Source organism: Pseudomonas sp. NY15181 (genome assembly GCF_048068055.1).
Classification (GTDB): Bacteria; Pseudomonadota; Gammaproteobacteria; order Pseudomonadales; family Pseudomonadaceae; genus Pseudomonas.
Genome location: NZ_JBLUPT010000013.1, coordinates 1 through 18,243 on the forward strand (window position 1 = coordinate 1; position 18,243 = coordinate 18,243).

General features: G+C 65.5%; 15 protein-coding genes and 1 pseudogene. 9 read left to right on the forward strand and 7 right to left on the reverse strand.

Annotation, left to right across the window (positions count from 1 at the left end; genetic code table 11):
- A pseudogene (locus ACNFBT_RS24190) lies at positions 1-209 on the forward strand (hypothetical protein); the annotation flags it as partial.
- A 256-nt stretch (positions 210-465) separates the two neighbouring features.
- On the opposite strand, the gene ACNFBT_RS24195 reads toward ACNFBT_RS24190, so the two are convergent.
- Both ACNFBT_RS24195 and ACNFBT_RS24200 read right to left on the reverse strand, forming a co-directional pair.
- Positions 466-1,824, reverse strand: coding sequence for an ATP-binding protein (locus tag ACNFBT_RS24195; RefSeq protein ID WP_416753243.1), 1,359 nt, complete (start codon positions 1,822-1,824; stop codon positions 466-468).
- A complete protein-coding gene (locus tag ACNFBT_RS24200) occupies positions 1,821-2,483 on the reverse strand; it encodes a response regulator (RefSeq protein ID WP_416753244.1) in 663 nt (220 codons plus the stop codon). Before ACNFBT_RS24200 ends, ACNFBT_RS24195 begins: the two co-directional genes overlap by 4 nt.
- A gap of 386 nt (positions 2,484-2,869) precedes the next feature.
- Here ACNFBT_RS24200 and ACNFBT_RS24205 point away from each other — a divergent pair, with 386 nt between their 5' ends.
- From ACNFBT_RS24205 to ACNFBT_RS24235, 7 genes are all read left to right on the forward strand, one after another.
- Positions 2,870-3,631, forward strand: coding sequence for a hypothetical protein (locus ACNFBT_RS24205; protein ID WP_416753245.1), 762 nt, complete (start codon positions 2,870-2,872; stop codon positions 3,629-3,631).
- A gap of 455 nt (positions 3,632-4,086) precedes the next feature.
- Positions 4,087-4,758, forward strand: a complete 672-nt coding sequence (locus ACNFBT_RS24210) for a DUF3313 domain-containing protein (protein WP_416753246.1) — start codon at positions 4,087-4,089, stop codon at positions 4,756-4,758.
- A 102-nt stretch (positions 4,759-4,860) separates the two neighbouring features.
- The gene (locus tag ACNFBT_RS24215; RefSeq protein WP_416753247.1) at positions 4,861-6,681 is read left to right on the forward strand and encodes a monovalent cation:proton antiporter-2 (CPA2) family protein; all 1,821 of its coding nucleotides are present in this window, start codon (positions 4,861-4,863) and stop codon (positions 6,679-6,681) included.
- 22 nt (positions 6,682-6,703) lie between these two features.
- Positions 6,704-7,801 (forward strand): AI-2E family transporter, encoded by a 1,098-nt coding sequence (locus tag ACNFBT_RS24220; protein WP_416753248.1) that lies wholly within the window; start codon positions 6,704-6,706, stop codon positions 7,799-7,801.
- A gap of 12 nt (positions 7,802-7,813) precedes the next feature.
- Positions 7,814-9,349 carry an efflux transporter outer membrane subunit gene (locus ACNFBT_RS24225; RefSeq protein WP_416753249.1) on the forward strand — a complete coding sequence of 512 codons (1,536 nt, stop codon included), beginning with the start codon at positions 7,814-7,816 and terminating at the stop codon, positions 9,347-9,349.
- Positions 9,346-10,470: an HlyD family secretion protein gene (locus ACNFBT_RS24230; protein WP_416753250.1), complete on the forward strand. Its 1,125-nt coding sequence runs from the start codon at positions 9,346-9,348 to the stop codon at positions 10,468-10,470. The genes ACNFBT_RS24225 and ACNFBT_RS24230 overlap by 4 nt, the downstream gene beginning before the upstream one ends.
- Positions 10,460-11,476, forward strand: a complete 1,017-nt coding sequence (locus ACNFBT_RS24235; protein WP_416753251.1) for a DUF2955 domain-containing protein — start codon at positions 10,460-10,462, stop codon at positions 11,474-11,476. Before ACNFBT_RS24230 ends, ACNFBT_RS24235 begins: the two co-directional genes overlap by 11 nt.
- Here the strand turns inward: ACNFBT_RS24235 and ACNFBT_RS24240 are convergent.
- Positions 11,473-13,218, reverse strand: a complete 1,746-nt coding sequence (locus ACNFBT_RS24240) for a SulP family inorganic anion transporter (protein ID WP_416753252.1) — start codon at positions 13,216-13,218, stop codon at positions 11,473-11,475. The two genes, ACNFBT_RS24235 and ACNFBT_RS24240, sit on opposite strands and share 4 nt — an antisense overlap.
- A 203-nt stretch (positions 13,219-13,421) precedes the next feature.
- Positions 13,422-13,841: a hypothetical protein gene (locus tag ACNFBT_RS24245; RefSeq protein WP_416753253.1), complete on the reverse strand. Its 420-nt coding sequence runs from the start codon at positions 13,839-13,841 to the stop codon at positions 13,422-13,424.
- 365 nt (positions 13,842-14,206) lie between these two features.
- Here ACNFBT_RS24245 and ACNFBT_RS24250 point away from each other — a divergent pair, with 365 nt between their 5' ends.
- On the forward strand, positions 14,207-14,884 hold the full coding sequence (locus tag ACNFBT_RS24250; protein WP_416753254.1) for a phytanoyl-CoA dioxygenase family protein: 678 nt from the start codon (positions 14,207-14,209) through the stop codon (positions 14,882-14,884).
- 69 nt (positions 14,885-14,953) lie between these two features.
- Here the strand turns inward: ACNFBT_RS24250 and ACNFBT_RS24255 are convergent, their stop codons facing one another.
- The 3 genes from ACNFBT_RS24255 to ACNFBT_RS24265 are packed head-to-tail and all read right to left on the reverse strand — an operon-like array spanning position 14,954 to position 18,239.
- Positions 14,954-16,507 carry a FadD3 family acyl-CoA ligase gene (locus ACNFBT_RS24255; protein ID WP_416753255.1) on the reverse strand — a complete coding sequence of 518 codons (1,554 nt, stop codon included), beginning with the start codon at positions 16,505-16,507 and terminating at the stop codon, positions 14,954-14,956.
- Positions 16,504-17,589: an alkene reductase gene (locus ACNFBT_RS24260; protein ID WP_416753360.1), complete on the reverse strand. Its 1,086-nt coding sequence runs from the start codon at positions 17,587-17,589 to the stop codon at positions 16,504-16,506. Before ACNFBT_RS24260 ends, ACNFBT_RS24255 begins: the two co-directional genes overlap by 4 nt.
- 23 nt (positions 17,590-17,612) lie before the next feature.
- Positions 17,613-18,239: a nuclear transport factor 2 family protein gene (locus ACNFBT_RS24265; protein ID WP_416753256.1), complete on the reverse strand. Its 627-nt coding sequence runs from the start codon at positions 18,237-18,239 to the stop codon at positions 17,613-17,615.
- Positions 18,240-18,243: the final 4 nt, after the last annotated feature.

The following is an 18,243-nucleotide window of genomic DNA, read 5'->3' on the forward strand; positions in this document are numbered from 1 at the left end:
ATTGCTTGATTCGACTTGTTAAAGAGCAGTTGGTTGATTCTTTCGTCTCAACCGAGGCGCGCATTCTACAGCAGCACCTCATCTTGTCAAGCGTTGTTTTCGAAAATTTTCCTTTCTACTCAACCGCTTGCGCTTCGGAGAAGGAAGCCTTCCCACCAGCGGGAGGCGCATTCTACAGCGATCAACCTCACTGTCAAGCACCTCGATGATCTTCTTTTCGACTCACCGCCGGAGCAGCGAAGGAAAAGTGGCAAGCGATTCACCTGCCGGACCACCACTCTCAACTTCGAACATCTGTAAGTGCCTGATTTTCAAGCCCTTTCAGCGCTTCGTCGCTGGGAGAGGTGCGCATTATAGGGACTTTAAAAGACCCGTCAACGGCTTTTTGCAGAAAGATGACAAATATCTGTCTCCCCTTCCCCTCCTATATATAAAGAAGAGAACCATCCATGAAATAAGTATCTTTCATCCGAGCTCCAGCTCCTGCTGGCTGTTCTCCGTCCCAGAAGCGCGGAAGCTCAAACGCACGCACAAGCCTTGTCCTCCAGGCCCGGAGTCCAGGACCAATCCTGCCCGATGCCGCTCGGCAATCTTGGCGACGATGGAAAGCCCAAGCCCACTACCTTGGGACAGCTTCTCGCCCTGGCCCCGATAGAAGCGTTCCAGCACCCGCTCACGTTCAGCCTCGGGAATACCGGGGCCGTCGTCGCTGACCTCAAGGATGACCTCCTGGCCGTCACGCCAGACGGACAGATTGACGGTGCTGCCCGGGGCATGCCGTATGGCGTTGTCGACCAGGTTATTGAGCAGGATGCCCAGCGCAGCGGCATCGCCCATGATCGACAAGTCCTCGGCCTGCGCGAGCCCCAGGTCATTGCCGCTCAGGTCGGACTGGCGGATGCGATCACTGATCACCTGCTTGCACAACGCAAGCAATGGCACCGGCTGCTGGGGGGCGCACTGGGCCTCCGGTTCCAGGCGCGCAAGGGTCAGCAACTGCTGGGCGAGGTGCGCCAGGCGGGATACGCCTCCCTGCAACTGGATCAGCGCCTGCTGTCGCTCCTCCTGATCCGCTGCCCGCTGCGCGAGGTCGGCCTGGATGCTCAGCGCCATGATTGGCGTGCGCAGTTCGTGGGCCGCATCGGCGATGAAGTGCCGCTGCAGCGTGAACGACTGGTCCAGCCGCTGGAGCAGGGAGTTGAGTTCAGTCACCAGGGGGCTGATCTCGCTGGGCAGATCCGTGTCCTTGATGGGCACCATGCTATTGGCGTTACGCTGCGCCAGTTCGGCGACGATCCGGTGCAACGGTTTCAGGCCATAACCAATACCGAACCAGAGGAACAGCGCCAACAATGGCAGCAGCGACAACACAGGCCAGAGCAGGTGGACCGCCAGGCCGGCCAGAGCCTCCCAGCGCGCGTTCTGGGCCTGGGCCACACGGATCAGACGATCGCCGCGTGGGGTGACGAAGGTGTGCCAGGTCTGCGCCTGGTAGGACAGGTCGCTGATGCCTACTGCGGTGGGTGCCGGCAGCTGCAGCGTGGTGTCCGAGCTGTAGTGCAGTTGCCCCTGAGTGTCCCAGACCTGCAACAGCACCTCGTCCTGTTTTTCTTCCTCCGCGTCGGTGAGGCGATGGCCGTGCCTGTCGAACGACACCTGCTCCCCGGACAGGCTCACATGCCGGGCGATGTAGCGCATCTGATCATTGAGCAGATCGCCCAGCTCCAGGAGCGCCCCCCAATAGGTGCCTACGCTGGCCAGGGCGCCGGCAGCGAAGGTGGCGGGCAGCAACCACAGCAGCAGGCGGCGGCGCAGCGAGTTCATTGATCTTCCCCGATGTGGTAGCCGACGCCACGTACCGAGCGGATGACATCCGCGCCAAGCTTCTTGCGCAGGTTGAAGATATGCACTTGCACCGCATTGCTGCCGATCTCCTCCCCCCAGCCGTAGAGACGGTCTTCCAGTTGCTCCCGCGACAGGATGCGTTCCGGTCCGCGCATGAGTTCGTGCAGCACCGAGAACTCCTTGGCCGAGACGCTCACCGGCTCGCCGCGCAGCCACAACTGGTGGCTGACCGGGTCCAGGCGCAGCGGCCCGGCGCTCAATTCGCTCTGCACCTGTCCGGCCTGGCGTCGGCTGATGGCGCGTATGCGGGCGAGCAGCTCCTCCATGGCGAAGGGTTTCACCAGGTAGTCGTCAGCGCCGCAATCCAGGCCCGCCACGCGGTCGGCCAACTGGTCGCGCGCGGTGATGATGATTACCGGCAGCGCTTCGCCGTCCTGGCGTAGTCGCCGCAAGACGTGCATGCCGTCTTCCCGAGGCAGCCCGAGGTCAAGCAGCAGCAAGGCGTAGTCGGTGGTTTCCAGCGCAAGAAGAGCCGACCTGCCATCCCGGACCCAGTCCACGCTGTAGCCTTCCTTGCGCAAACCTTGCTGCAGGCCCGCGCCGATCATCGCGTCGTCTTCCGCCAATAGCAGGCGCATAAGATCCTCCAAGGTTCAAGCCTGTGCCCGCCCAAGAAGACATTGAGGGCCAGGCACACCGGCATGCAACGTCCGCATGCTCGCACGGCGATCTTTAAGATGATTTTAAGTGCGCATTTTCTACAGCCTGCTCGCTACCCTGGGTGTCGTGCTCCTGCTGTACAGGGCCCGGAAGAACAGCCGCGCGCTTCTGCTGGCGCTGACCAACCTGCCCCGCGAAAGCTGTATCGTCCTCCTTCAGACATCCCCGCCAGGACCTGTCCTCCGTGCCGGCAAAGGTTCGGCCGCAACGACCCGAACTTCGAGCAGTTTGTATGGCTGGCCGAGCTATCATGATGACGGCGCCCATCTGCTCCAGGGCTGGACGGTCTACAAGGAGACCCTGTGTGAATCGGATTCAGCTGCTCATCGCATCCTGCTTGTCGGCGACATCACTCCTGGCCCTTGCCGAAAACCCTCAGACATTCCTGCAAAGCCGCGTTTACGAACTGCGCCGGGATACCTCGCCGCCGTTCTGCTACGAATGGGCGACTGGCCTGCCCAATGGCGTCTGGGGAAACGGGGGCGACTATGCCCAGAAGACCGAGAAGCTCATGGCCAGCGGTGCCGTCCTGATTGCCTCGGCAACCTACAAGCCCACCGGCGAAGTGGTTTCCCATTCTTTCTACAAAAGCCGCGAGGCCTGCCAGGCGGACCTCTCCAGAAGGCCGGAATCGATTCCGCTCAAGGCCGTCACCACAACCCCGGTGAAGACCCAGGCCTCCGCGCAGGACTCGACCTATGTCGGCCAACTGCAACGGGACTTCGGGCAGAGAATCTATTTCAGCTCGCCCAAGGCGGAGGCGATCATCAGGAAGATCAACATCGACTGCAAAGCCCCGGATGGCCGCTACCTGCCGCTGTACAACGCCTTGCTCGCCCGCCTGCATGAAGCGAGCACACCCGACGCCTGGATGGAAACCAGCGTGGTCAACCGCGGAAAGAACATCCAGGTCTTCGACAGTGTTCGCCTGAAGAGTGGCAAGGAACTCACCCCTCAACTGACCCTGGAAATCAATGAATGGGGCGCCGTCGAAACTCACGGCGTGCGACCTGAAGCCCTGTCCAATGCCTGCTTCGGCTCCTACGGCCCCATCTGGAAGATCTGATCCGGCGCCTGCCTTCCTCCGGGGAACGCCCTGGCCCACGATCCATTACCGCCCTGCCAGGGCCGGGTCGCGACCATGCCCGCCGCAGCCACACCCCACGGACAGGACACAGCGCGTTCGCGCCTCGTAAACCTTTGAATCTCTTGCCGTTGTATTACGGGACAGGCAGTTCTCCCCGTAAGCTTGCCGGCCGGCAAATTGTCACGGATCACCCATAATCAACCTACGTTATTGATTTGTGGTGTATTCCAACGACAGCGTCACACGCCTGAATATCATCTGCCACCTCCTGCCTCGGGCCCTTGCAAGGCGCTCCGGCAGTGAATGCGTGGAGCTGAACAGGCGCGGCGCGGCCGGCAAACGCAAGCCCTTGGCCCCCACCTTTCGGAGAAGGCCGAGGAGTGCTTGCGCCCCCGCGGCCATCGCTGTCGCTGCACCCACATCAGGAGACAAACATGAAGAAACACGCGGTTCTGGTACCCCTGCTCGTCCTTCCGTTGCTGTTCGGCTGCTCGAGCAACAAGGTCTCGACCGAAGACTATTCCGGTTTCCTGAGCAACTACTCGCACCTGAGCGAACAGGAAAACGCCTCCGGCGCCAAGGTCATGTCCTGGGTCGACCCGAACCTGAAGCTCAGCCGCTACACCAGCGTCTACATCGAGCCGACCCAGTACTTCCCCAAGCCGGCGCCGACCGACAAGGTCTCCCAACAGACCCTCGACCAGATTTCCACCTACTACACCCAGGTGCTCAAGCGCGAATTCGGCCAGGTGCTGCCGGTGGTCAACCAGCCCACCAGCGACTCGCTGGTGGTACGCGCCGCCATCACCGGGGTGAGCAGCCATACTCAGTCCCTGCATGCCTACGAAGTGATCCCGATCGCGCTGATCGCCGCCGGCGTCAGTACCGCCACCGGCATCCGCGACCAGGACACGGTGATCGCCACCGAAGCCGACTTCCTCGATGGCCGCACCAGCAAGGAAGTCGCCCAGGTGGTGCGCAAGGGCACCGGGCAGCCGCTGGAGAACGACAAGCAGGCCATGGCCGCCAACGACGTGAAAGGTGTACTGGACGGCTGGGCCAAGGACATGCGCCTGTCCTACACCAAGCTGCGCGCGCAGCAGTAAGCGTGACTTGAACCACCCGGCCGGAAGACATTCCGGCCGGGTTCGCGAACAGAATCGGCTCCCGGGGCAGCGTGCCCCGCGGAGCCACAAGGGGGCTGATGAATGCCACATGACGGAAGCCTGTTACAGGCGACGGTGATTTTCCTGCTGGCGGTGGTGTTTCTCGTACCGCTGGCCCAACGCCTGAAACTCGGTGCGGTGCCCGGCTATCTGCTGGCCGGCATCCTGATCGGCCCCTCGGTGCTGGGCCTGATCAGCAACCCACAGAACGTCAGCAAGCTCTCCGAAATGGGCGTGGTGATGCTGCTCTTCATCATCGGCCTGGAACTCTCCCCGCGCCGCCTGTGGATGATGCGCCGCTCGCTGTTCGGCGTCGGTTCCCTGCAGGTAGGGCTGACCGCGATCGTCATCGGTGCGCTGGCCTATCTGCTGTTCGGCCAGTCGCCGGCAGCCGCCGTGGTGCTGGGCGTGGGCCTGGCGCTGTCGTCCACCGCCTTCGGCCTGCAAGTACTGGCCGAGCGCAAGGAATTGAACAAGCCACACGGCCGCACCGCCGTGGGCATCCTGCTGTTCCAGGACATCGCCGCCATTCCGCTGATCGCCATCGTGCCGCTGCTGGGCGGCGCCGGCGACAGTGCCGCGGACAGTGGCGTACGGCCCTTGCTGGCGGTAGCGGTCGGCATCGGCATAGTGATCATCGGAGGCCGTTACCTGCTGCGCCCGGTGTTCACCTGGGCGGTCGGCTCGGGGCTGCGCGAGCTCTCCACCGCCACCGCCCTGCTGGTGGTGCTGGGCACCGCCTGGATCATGGAGCACGTCGGCGTTTCCATGGCGCTGGGCGCCTTCCTCGCCGGCATGCTGATGGCCGAGTCGCAGTTCCGCCATGAACTGGAATCGCAGATCGAACCGCTCAAGGGCCTGCTGCTCGGGCTGTTCTTCGTCGGCGTGGGCATGACCGCCGACCTGCGTCTACTGATCAACGCGCCGATCCTGGTGCTGGGACTGACCGTGCTGCTGGTGGGCATCAAGCTGCCGCTGCTGGTCGGCCTCGGCCGTTTCTTCGGCGGCCTGAACCGCGCCGGAGCAATCTGCCTGGGCGTGGTGCTGGCGTCGGGCGGCGAGTTCGCTTTCGTGGTGTTCAAGCTGGCACTGGATCACCGTCTGCTGGATCAGCAGGTGCACGATGTGCTGGTGCTCGCCATCACCCTGTCGATGGCCGTGGTGCCGCTGGTGATGATGGCGCTGGCACGCTGGATGCGCGACGAGACGACGGACGCCGAAGCTCCGGAAGGCACGCCGGAAGTTAATGACCAGCCCAGAGTGGTGATCGCCGGCATGGGCCGCATGGGGCGCGTGATCGCCAACCTGCTGCAGGCCCAGGACGTGCCGGTGGTGGCCCTGGACACCTCGGTGGACGCCCTGCGCCGCCAGGGCAAGGACGGTAGCGTGCCGGTCTTCTACGGCGACCCGACGCGCCCGGAAATCCTCCATGCCGCCAAGGTTGGCGAGGCCGAGTTGGTGATAGTCGCCACCGACGACCCGGAGATCAACGTGAGTACGGTCGACGCCCTCGCCCGCCTCTACCCGCATACCCGGGTGATCGCCAGGGCGAGCAACCGCCAGCAGGTCCTGCAGTATCTCGACCGGGGTGCCAACCCGGTGCGTGAAACCTTCCATTCAAGCCTGGAAATGGGGCGCCGTGCTTTCATTGAACTAGGCGTGAGCGAGGAACAGGCCGCGACCTGGGTTCGCCGCTACCAGCAGCAGGAGGCGCAGTGGCTGCTGGAGCTGCACCGACAGGGCCGTGATGACGAGCCGGACGGTCGATTCGGCGACGACAGTGATCGAGTCGCCGGCGTTACACCGCAGGTCAAGGAACAGCCATTGGAAAGCGCCCCAGGGCGCGAGGATCGCCCGACCTGAAGAGGTCGGTCTGGAGGAAACCATGCAACCCAGTTTCAAGTTCGATAGCAACCTGTCCCGAGGATTGCTCGATGTCCTTATCAAGGCCGGACTGATCGCCGTCCTGGTGATGTTTTCCTTTCAGGTCTTCCAGCCCTTCCAGGAGCTGATGATCTGGTCGGTCATCCTCGCCGTCACCCTCTATCCGCTGCAGCGCTGGCTCAAGGCGCGCACCGGCCTCAAGGACGGCTACGTCGCGACCCTGATCGTGCTGTTCGTCCTGCTGGTGCTGATCGCGCCCATCTATCTCCTGGCGATCAACGTCGGCGACTCCATGGACAAGGTGGTGACGCTGCTCAAGAGCGACTCCCTGAGCATTCCGGCACCGCCGGAGTCGGTGGCCACCTGGCCGCTGATCGGCCCTCGCGTTTACGCGGCATGGCAGATGGCGTCCGGCGGCCTGAGCGATGTGGCGCAACACCTGCTGCCCTATCTCAAGGGTACCGGCCGCGTGCTGCTCGGCGCCGCGGCCAGCGCCGGCGGCGCTTTCCTGCTGTTCATCGCGGCGATCATTGTCTCCGGCATCATCATGGCCTTCGGTGAAACCGGTACCCGGGCGGCGCAACGTATCGCCAACCGGGTGGCCGGTGCGGATCGCGGCAAGAGCATGGCGGTCCTGTGCACCGCCACTATCCGTGCGGTCGCCCAGGGGGTGATCGGCATCGCCTTCATCCAGATGCTGCTGATCGGCATCGGCTTCGTGGTCAAGGGCGTACCGGGCGCAGGCATCCTGGCGGTCGCCATCCTGATCCTGGGTATCGCCCAGGCACCGGCGACCCTGATCACCATCCCGGTGATTGCCTATGTCTTCTCCACGGAAGGCTTCACCGCCGGGACCATCGTCTTTGCCATCTACTCCTTCGTCGCCGGCCTGTCCGACAACGTGCTCAAGCCGTTGCTGCTGGGACGCGGCGTCGACGTGCCGATGCCGGTGGTGTTGATCGGGGCTATCGGCGGCATGGTGGTCAAGGGCATCATCGGCCTGTTCATCGGCCCGGTGATCCTGGCCGTGGCCTACAACCTGTTCTGGCAATGGGTCGACCAGCAGGAAGCGGACAGCACCTCCGAACCGTCCGAATAAGCAAGGATTGCCATGCCAAAGCGCGTCAAACGCTGCACTTTCATCTTCACCACCCTCCTGGCCGGCTGTACCCAAGTCGGCCCGGACTTCCAGCCGCCGCAAGATCCCTGGCTGGCCGGCTGGAACACACCGCTGCTGGAGCAGGCCGGTCGCAACGCCAACGCCCCGGACCTGCGCCGCTGGTGGACGGTGTTCGCCGACCCGACCCTCGACTCACTGATCGCCGAGGCCGACGCGCACAACACCAACCTGCGGGTGGCCGGCCTGCGCATCGCCGAAGCGCGCGCGCAGCTGGCCATCGCGGAAACCGGGCGCTATCCGCAGCTGCAGCAGATCCGCGGCGAAAGCCTCTACCTCAAGCAGAACCAGTCCGGCGCGCCGAGCGCCCGTGACTCGGTGTTCTGGCAATCCAGCGCGGGCTTCGACATCGGCTGGGAAATCGACTTCTGGGGCCGTTTCAGCCGCGCCATCGAAGCCGCCGACGCCGCCTACTTCGCCTCCCAGGCCAACTACGCCGACGCCATGGTGCTGCTGCGCGCCCAGGTCGCCGACACCTACTTTGGCCTGCGCACCGCCGAGGCGCGCCTGGACATCGCCCGCGAGAACGCCAAGCGCCAGGAGCGCAGCCTGGAGATCACCGAGCGGCTGTTCCGCCACGGCGAGAACGACGAGCTCGACTGGCAGCAGGCCCGCACCCAGTACCTGGCGACCCAGGCCACCATCCCCGAGTTCGAGAACCAGGTGAACGCCCTGCGCAACGTGCTATGCGCGCTGCTCGGGCGGCCGCCGGGAGCGATGCCGGAACTGGCCGCGCGCCACGGACAACTGCCACTGCCGGACCGCGCGATCCTCCAGGACGTGCCGGCCAGCCTGCTGCAGCGCCGCCCGGACATCCGCGCCGCCGTGCAGGCGGTGGCGGCGCAGTCGGCGCTGGTGGGTGTCGCCGAGGCCGACCTGTATCCGTCAATCAGCCTGCTGGGCAGCATCGGCTGGAGCTTCGTTTCGGCCAACAACCTGCCCGACAGCTTCAACCTCGCCGCCGGCCCGAGCCTGATCTGGAACCCCTTCGACTACGGCCGGCGCAAGAACGCTGTGCGCGTGGAAGACGCGCGCCTGCAACAGTTGATCGAGCTCTATCACCAGGACGTGCGCAACGCCGCGCGCGAGGCCGACGACGCCGCCAGCGGCCTGGTGCGCTCGCTGCAGAGCGCCGGCATTCGCGAGCAGGCCTCGCAGGCGGCGCAGCGCTCACTGAGCCTCGCCAGCTCGCAGTACCGCGAAGGCTTCGCCGACTTCCAGCGCGTGCTCGACGCCCAGCAGTTGTTGCTGCAACAGCAGGACGGCTACCTGGTCAGCCGGGGCAACGCGGTCAGCAGCCTGGTCGCCCTGTACAAGGCCCTTGGCGGCGGCTGGGACAGCCAGCGCCCGCCCATCGACCCGGCGACCCGCAAGCAGATGCAACAACGAACCGACTGGGGCGACCTGCTCGACGAGCCCGCCCCCGCAACCCAAGCCCCAGCACCGCAGGAAAAAGGTGAGCAGAAATGAGCGACGCCCCCGGCAAGCCACCCGCACAACAGCCGGCCCCTTCCCCAGGCAAGTCCTCCCCCGACCGCGGGATGCGCGTGGTGTTGCTGCTGATTCTCGCCAGCCTGATCTGGTACCTGCTCGCCGACCGTTTCACGCCCTACACCCAGCAGGCGCGCCTGCAGGCCTACGTGGTTCCGGTCAGCGCCGAGGTAGCGGGCCAGGTGAAGCGCGTGGCGGTAGGCAACAACCAGGAAGTGCGCAAGGGCGACGTGCTCTTCGAGCTGGACCAGGAGCAGTACCGGATTGCCCTGTCGCGAGCCGAGGCTGACCTCGATACGGTTCGCCGGCAGATCGGCGCCAACACCGCCGGCATTGACTCGGCCCAGGCGGCGCTCGCCGCGGCGCAGGCCAACGAGCGCAAGGCGCGGCAGGACTCCGAGCGACTGCAGCGGCTGTATCAGGAAGACCCGGGCACAGTCTCCGTGCGTCGCCTGGAAAACTCCCAGGCAAACCGCGAGCAAGCAGCCAGCCAGGTGGCGGCCGCACGCGCCGAAGTCGAACGCGCCCGCGAACAACAGGGCGGCCACGACGAGGACAACGCCCAGCTGCGCAGTGCCACGGCGAACGTGCAGAAGGCGCGCCTCGACCTGGCGCGCACCGAGGTGCGCGCCGACTCGAACGGACTGATCACCGACCTGCGCACCGACGTCGGCCACTACGTCGGCCCCGGCAGCCCGGTGATGACCCTGATCGCCATCCACGACGTGTGGATCAGCGCCGACATGACCGAGAACAACCTCGGTCACCTGAGTACCGGCACGCCGGTGCTGGTGGTGCTCGACGCCCTCCCCGGCGAGCTGCTGCGCGGGCGCATCCGCAGCATCGGCTACGGCGTGAGCGTTGGCCAGAGCGCCCCGCCAGGCTCGCTGCCGACGGTACAGAACAGCCGCGAATGGCTGCGTTCGGCGCAGCGTTTCCCGGTGATCGTCGAGCTGGACCGCGACCAGCCGCTGGACCACACCGCCCTGCGCGTGGGCGGCCAGGCCGAAGTCATGGCGCTGCCCAAGGAAGGCAACCCGCTGAACCCGCTCGGCCGCCTGTTCATGTGGCTGATGAGCTGGCTGTCGTATGCCTATTGAGCTTCGCCGTCTGCGCGCGCTGCGCCTGGCCTGGGGCACCGCGCTGTGCCTTGCGGCCAGCTTCGGCCTGGGCCTGCCGGTGCCGATCCTGGCGCCGGTGTTCGCCGTGCTCCTGCTGGCCATGCGCGCCCAGCCGCTGCCATTGCGCGCCGCGCCGGCGCTGGCCGTACTGGTGCTGCTCAGTTGCGGCAGCGGCCTGCTGCTGATCCCGCTGCTGCGCCATGCCTCGCTGAGCGGCGTACTGCTGGTCGGGGTCGGCCTTTACCTGGTGTTCCGCTACGCCCTGCGCGGCGGCAACGGCCTGGTGGCGAACCTGCTGGTGGTGGGCCTGACCATGATCGCCGCGGCGGGCACCAGCGACTTCACCCTGGCGTTGTCGGTGGTCGAGGCGCTGGCAAAGGGCATGTTGCTCGCCGTGCTGAGCACCGCCGTGGCCCATGCGCTGTTTCCCGAGCCTGCGAATGCACCCGCGCCCCCTGCCCCGCCCCTACCCAGCGAGGAAGACGCCGCCTGGATCGCCCTGCGCGCCGTCCTGATCGTGATGCCGGCCTTCCTGCTCGCGATGATCGCGCCGGACCGTTTCATGCCGCTGATCATGAAGTCGGTGAGCCTCGGCCAGCAGGCCGGCGAAACCCGCGCGCGCCACGCCAGCCGCGAACTGATCGGCTCCACCCTGCTGGCCGGGCTGCTGGCGATCCTGGTCTGGAGCGCCCTGAGCCTGTTCGTCCACCTCTGGATGTTCTTCCTCTGGGTGCTGCTCTTCACCCTCTGGCAGGGGCGTCGGCTCTACGCGGCAGTGGCCACCCGGCAGACCCCGGCATTCTGGGTCAGCTGCCTGACCACCATGCTCATCCTGCTCGGCCAATCCGTGCAGGACAGCGCGTCAGGCCAGGACGTCTACCGCGCCTTCGCTGTGCGCATGGCGCTGTTTCTCGCGGTGTCGTTGTACGCGAGCGGCATGCTGGTGTGGATCGACAGCCGCCGCGCGCGTACCGGTACGGCCTAGGGCCGCCAGTCGACCCCGGAGTCCTTGAGGTAGTCGTCGACAGCGGCGCCGACCGTGGGGTGGAAGGCGCTTTCGCCCATGCGCTCGAAGAGTTCGAAGCGCTTCATCTTGTCCTTCACCGGGTCCTTCATTTCCGCGAACTGCAACTCCACGCCGCGCGCCTCCAGGGCCTTGTCCAGTTCGGCGAGCATGTCGGCGGAGGTGATGTCGATGCTGGTCACCGGCTCGGCCGCGATCACCAGACGCTGCACCGGGGTGGGAGACTGGTCGACGGACTCCAGCACGGTGTTCTGGAACTGTTCGGCGTTGGCGAAGAACAGCGGCGCGTCCCAGCGGAACAGCACCAGCCCCGGGATGCGCCGGGCCTGCGGGTAGCGCGCCACATCATGGTAGCCACGGGTGCCTTCGACCCGGCCGAGCACCGCGAAATGCGGGCGCCAGCCGTCCCAGAGGAACTCGATCACCGAGATCACCACGGCAATGCAGATACCCGGAATGGCCCCGAATACCGCGACGCCGACGAAACAGGTGAAGGACAGCCAGAACTCCCATTGCTGCATGCGGAAGATGCGTTTGAGGTCGGCGAACTCGAACAACCCCAGCGCCGCCGCGATCACCACCGCCGCCAGCGCGCTGTTGGGCAGGTGTTGCATCAGGTTGGGCGCCACCAGTAGCAGCAAGGTCACCGCCAGCGCGCCGATGATGCCGGTGAGCTGGGTCTTCGAACCGGCCGCCTCGGCCACCGGCGTGCGCGACGAACTGCTGCTGATCGGAATCCCCTGGAACAGCCCGGACGCCAGGTTCGCCACGCCCAGGCCGAACATCTCCTGGTTCGGGTCTACCGGTGTCTTCATGCGCGCGGCGTAGGTGCGCGACAGCACGCTGGTGTCGGCGAAGGACACCAGCGCCACCGCTACGCCGCCGAGCACCACGGCCATCAGGTCGATACCGGTCAGCCAGGGGATGGAGAAGGACGGCAGCCCCTGGGGCAACTGGCCGAGCACCTTGACGCCCAGGCTGCCGAGATCGAACAGGCTGACCGACAAGGTTGCCAGGACCACCGCGATGAGAATGCCGGGCAGGCGCTGGTACGGCTTGAGCAGCAGGATCAGCACCAGGCTGCCGGCGCCCACGGCGAAGCTCGCCCAGTTGGCGCGGCCATCGAGCAAGGCCTGCCCCAGACTCCAGAGATCGCGCAGCGGACCCTGGCTGTCGATGGACAGGCCGAACAGCTTGGGCAACTGGCTGATCAGCACCGTCAGGGCGATGCCGTTCATGTAGCCGTAGCGGATCGGCTTGGACAACAACTCAGTGATGAAGCCCAGGCGCAGCAACCCGGCGACCATGCAGACCACCCCGGACACCAGCGCCATCAGGCTGGCGATGGCAATGGCGCGCTGCGGATCGCTCGCCGCGTATTGCACCACCACCGCGAGAATGGGCGCGGCCAGCGCCGAGTCCGGACCGAGCACCAGAATCCGGCTCGGCCCGAACAGCGCATAAGCCAGCAGCGGCACGATGGTCGCGTACAGGCCGTAGATGCCCGGCACGCCGGAAGCCTCGGCGTAGGCGATGCCCACCGGCACCAGCATGGTGGTCAGCACCAGCCCGGCGGCCAGGTCCTTCGGCAACCAGGCCATCTGGTATTGCCGCAAGGTAGCGAGCCCCGGCAGCCAGCGCTGCCAGTCGAAACCTGAGGCTTTTTGACGCGAGGAAGATCCCGGTTGGGACGTGTCGGACATGGGCAAATGGCTCCAGGGCGTGAAAGGCGCACGAAAGGCATCGCGCGGTGGCGGCCTTTCCGTCCTTCAGCGTAGATCAGCCCTGCCCATCGTAGCGCCATGCGGTGCTCATAGGTTTTCGGGAGTGGAGGTGCCTATCGAACACTATGTACCAACGAGCGCTATCGACCAGATGCAAGCGCTTGACTTACAGAACCTATCCGTCAGCGTTTTCTAAACGTTGCCAACAGCATGATTACGAACGCTGCCAACCAAAAATAGAAGCCGATACCCATACCTGTGACATAGACAGAGGGCGGTTCCTTGTCGCTCCAAATGCGAGTCAGGAAGGGCGAGGTGCAGGCCACCAGAAGGCCTGCGATGGCGGTGACACGCGCTTCTCGAAACCCCTCGGCATAAAAACCTATGGTGACAAAAAGTAAAGGATTGGCGTACCAAGCCATCGACCAATACTTCCCACTCCCAAAAATCGCAGACCAGCCAAAGAGCGCTATCTCGAAGCCATTCATGTAAACGGGAGTGCGTTGGTCCCCCCAGTGTTCCTCTGTATGCAGGGCAGGCAGTGCGAAGGAAATGGCATAGGGCAAAAGCGCCAAGAGAATTAACTTCCAAGATTGCTTCATACAGCATCCCTTGCAAGGCAGATGACTGCCAGCATCCGGCATTTCTAGATGAAAGTATTTATAGACACCCCGTTGCTCCTTACCTGCCTTTTCTGACCATCCACTATGGGTTTTAACTGGTCGAAACGCCTCATCGCGGGGAGTGAAACCGCTTTGCCTTCGCCTGCTTTACCTTGAACGCCAGAGCTCCAAAATGTCTGCGCCTGAGCCGCGCTGATGACGGCACCCAACAACGCCTTCTCCAAGACCCGGACTCGCAAATCGAAACGTTTGCTCCTTGATCACCGGCCAACCCTTACCCGATGCTCTGTCCTGCTCTGGGCGATACCACAGGACACGTTGGTAAAAAAGGAATAGAGCAAACTATGACTGACCGCGAGCAACTCCATCGAGAGGGCTATGCACTGCTTCGTCGGGCGATTCCGGCCGAGTGGCTGGATGACCTTCGCGCCGTGTTCGATGCGGGCGTGAAGCCGTCGGCGGAGTGGCCCGTGCCGCGCGGGAGGGACTGGCGCCATTCGCTGTTGGACGTTGATCCGACCGTGCAGGCGGTGTGTCGCCTGCCGGCGCTGCTGGCGGTGGCGGGCGAGTTGATCGGGGAACGCTTCTTCCTCTCCCAGGTGGAGGGCCGCGAGCCGCTCGCAGGCGGCGGTCATCAGCAACTGCACCGCGACCTGTCGGCCCAACGGCCCGGCGACAGTGTGATCGCCCTGGCCTATTTCGACGACTATGGCCCCGGGAACGGTGCAACGCGCATCGTCCCCGGCAGCCATCGCCCCGGACAGGCAGAGCCGCCTTTCTACTGCAACGACGAATCCCGCTCCGTGCAGCTTTCAGGCTCAGCGGGCGACATCCTGGTGCTTGACGTCGATCTGCTGCATGCGGGCAGCCTGAATGCCGACGGCGCGCGCCGGCGCTCCCTCCTGATCAGCTATTTCTCCGAGCCGCTCTACGCGTCACATCTGGCAACTGCGAGCCTGCGAAGCGTCCGGCTGGACACGAGCGAGCGATTCGATCCTGCGGATTTCGCTTTCGGGCAATAGCGGCCACGGATGCAGGAATGACTCCCTAGCAGCACAACCTGCCCGGGTGCCATCCCGGCAAGCGCCTTGTCAGTCCGTGCGCAGGTCGCGCTTGAGCAGCTTGCCCGAGGCGTTCAGCGGCAGGCTCTGGACGAACTCGACATAGCGCGGAACCTTGTAGTTGGCCATGTGCTGCCGGCACCAGGCGATCAGCGCTTCCGCGTCCAGATCGAGGTCGGGACGCAGCATCACGAACGCCTTGCCCACCTCGCCCTGGCGTGCATCGGGCACCCCGACCACCGCCACCTGCGCCACCGCCGGATGTTCCATCATCAAGCGCTCCACCTCGGCCGGGTAGCAGTTGAAGCCGCCGACGATGAACATGTCCTTGAGGCGATCGGTGATCTTCAGGTAACCCCGCTCGTCGATGACGCCAACGTCGCCGGTGTGCAGCCAGCCTTCGGCATCGATGGCTTCGGCGGTGGCCTGCGCATCGTTGAAGTAGCCGCGCATCAGGTTGAAGCCGCGGATCAGCACTTCCCCAACCTGGCCGCTGGGCAGCGCCCGCCCTTCGCCGTCCACGCAACGAATCTCGATGCCCTCCAGCGGCCGTCCGCAGGTACTGGCCACGGTCTGCACGTCGTCGCCGGGCCGGCACAGGGTCGCCAGCCCGCAGCTCTCAGTGAGACCGTAGGCGGTGAGCACGCTGTCGAAGCCCAGCTCGCTGCCCATCCGCTGCACCAGCACCGGCGGCACCGAGGCTGCGCCGGTCACCGCCACGCGCAGCGAAGACAGGTCGAAGTCGCCGCGCCGCGCGTGTTCCAGCATGGCCGAGTACAGCGCCGGCGGCCCCGGCAGGAAGGTCACCCGGTCATGTTCGACGCGCCGTAACACATCTTCGGCGTCGAAGGTTCGCTGCGGCAGGATGGTCGCGCCGCGGATCAGCGCCGCCAGCCAACCGGCCTTGAAGCCGAAGGCGTGGAAGAACGGATTGACGATCAGGTAGCGGTCCTCGGCGCCCAGGCCTACGGTCTCACCCCAGTTGTCGAAAAGCCGTAGGTTCTGCCCGTGGGCGCAGAGCACGCCCTTCGGATAGCCGGTGGTGCCGGAGGTGAACATCAGGTCGCTCAGGCTGTTCTCGTCCAGCGCCTCGATGCGCACGTCGAGCGCGGTCTCGGGAATCGCTTCGGCGCCGGTGAGAAAGTCGTCCCAGCTGGTGTCGCCGACGCGGGCCTGTTCGATGACCACGGTCCGCTCCAGGTCGACCAGCACCTGGCAGGCCAGCAGTTCCGGGTAGTAGCTGCCGAGGAACTCGCCGACGCTGAACAGCACCCGCGCCCCGCTGCGACGCAGGATGTCCGCCGCCTCGGCGGCCTTCAGTCGTGTGCTCAGCGGCACCAGCACCGCGCCGGCCATCAGCCCGCCCAGGGCCGCCAGCAGCCAGCGGTGGCCGTTCGGCGCCCAGACGGCGACCCGATCCCCTGGCGCCAGGCCCTGGGCGAGCAAGGCCCTGCCAAGCTGCCGGGAGCGGCTTTCCAGCTCGGCATAGGTCAGACGCAGGTCGCCCTCGTCGACGGCGATGTGCCCAGGAGCGCGACGCGCGCTGCGCGCCAGCGCCGCAGGAATGCTCCGCGCCGGCATCATGGCTGCACCTCCGTAGCGTCGGCGTAGACCGGGTAGTCGGTGAAGCCGCGCGCACCCGGCGTGTACAGGGTGGCGCGATCGAAGCCGGCCAGGGGCAGGCCTTCGCGCAGGCGCGCCACCAGGTCGGGGTTGGCGATGAAATGACGGGCGAACGACACCGCCTCGCCCTGCCCCGCTGCAATGGCTTGCGCAGCACTCGCGCCATCGAAGCCGTCGTTGAGAATCAGCGCGCCGCTGAAGTGCCGGCGCGCCAGTTCGAAGGCATCCAGCTCCGGCTGTGGCGAGCGGCTGACCTGCAGGTAGGCCAGCCCCAGCGGATCGACGGCATCCAGCAATGCCCCGTAGGTGGCGGCCGGATCGTCGTCCTGCATGTCGTTGTACGGATTGCCCGGGCAGATGCGCAAGCCGACGCGCCCTGCCCCTATCGCCTCGGCCATGGCTTCCAGGGTCTCCACCACGAAGCGGATGCGCCGTGTCAGCGAGCCGCCGTAGCCGTCGCTGCGCTGGTTGCTGCTGGCCAGGAGGAACTGCATCGGCAGGTAGCCGCTGCTGCAGTGCAGCTCCACGCCATCGAAGCCGGCCGCGCGGGCATTCAGTGCGGCCTGCCGGTATTCATCGATCACCCCGGCGACTTCATGCGTTTCCAGCGCTCGCGGCACCTCCATCGGCACCATGCCATGGCTGTCACTGTACAGGCTGCCGTGTGCGGCGATGGCCGAGGGTGCCAGCGTCTCGGCACCTTCGGGCTTGTTGTGGCGGCTGGCCGCACGGCCGACGTGCATCAGTTGCAGCACGCGGCTGGCGCCGCCCTGCTCGCCGATGGCGGCGTTGACCCGGCCCCAGGCGGCGATCTGCGTGGGCGTGGCGATACCCGGCGTGCGGCAGTAACCCTTGCCATGAATGCTCGGGTAGGTGCCTTCGGCGATGATCAATCCGGCGTCGGCGCGCTGGCTGTAATAGCGCGCATGCAGCGCGTCGGGGGCGTCATCGGCATCGGCGCGGCTGCGCGTCATCGGCGCCATGACGATGCGATTGGCCAGTCGCAGCTCGCCCAGCTGCAGCGGTTCGAAGAGCGCGTCCAGGGCGCGCGAGGAAGAGCCGGCCATCAGCGCACCTTGATCCGCGGCGCGCTGGAACCCCGGCGCATGGTGTCGAGGAACTGCTCCAGCGGCGCTGGCTCGGCCACCTGCGGCAGGGCATCGTCGGGCTTGTTGCTCCAGAAGGTCTTCCAGGTCGGCCAGAGGTCGTGCCAGGAGCCGTCATAGGGCTCGCGGCCCGGCCAGCGCATCTTCTTCTCGCCGATCGGCGGGCGGTTCAGGTCGGTGGCGTAGAGGTAGCACGGCAGGCGGCGGCGGAAGTACCAGCGCCCGTCGATGCGCTGGTAGTCGTCCCAGTAGAGCATCTGCATGATCACCCACTCCGGGCCGGCTTCGTGCTCGTTCTTCGAATAGACCACGCCGCTGGCGTTGTCGGCATCGCGGAACTCGATGATGTGCCCGCCGATATGGTGCGAGGTGGTGCTGAACTGCAGGCGCAGGGTGTCGTCCATCCAGGCCTTCAGGTGGGCGCGGCCGATCTGGTCCTTGCCGACCCGCACATCCTCCGGGAACAGCCCGACCCAGGCATCGAGGTCGCGCATGTCCAGGGCCAGGGCGTACTTGGCCGGCAACATGCGGATCTGCTCCATCGATTCCAGGCGATCCAGGCGCTGCTCCAGGCTCATTTCATTCATCGGT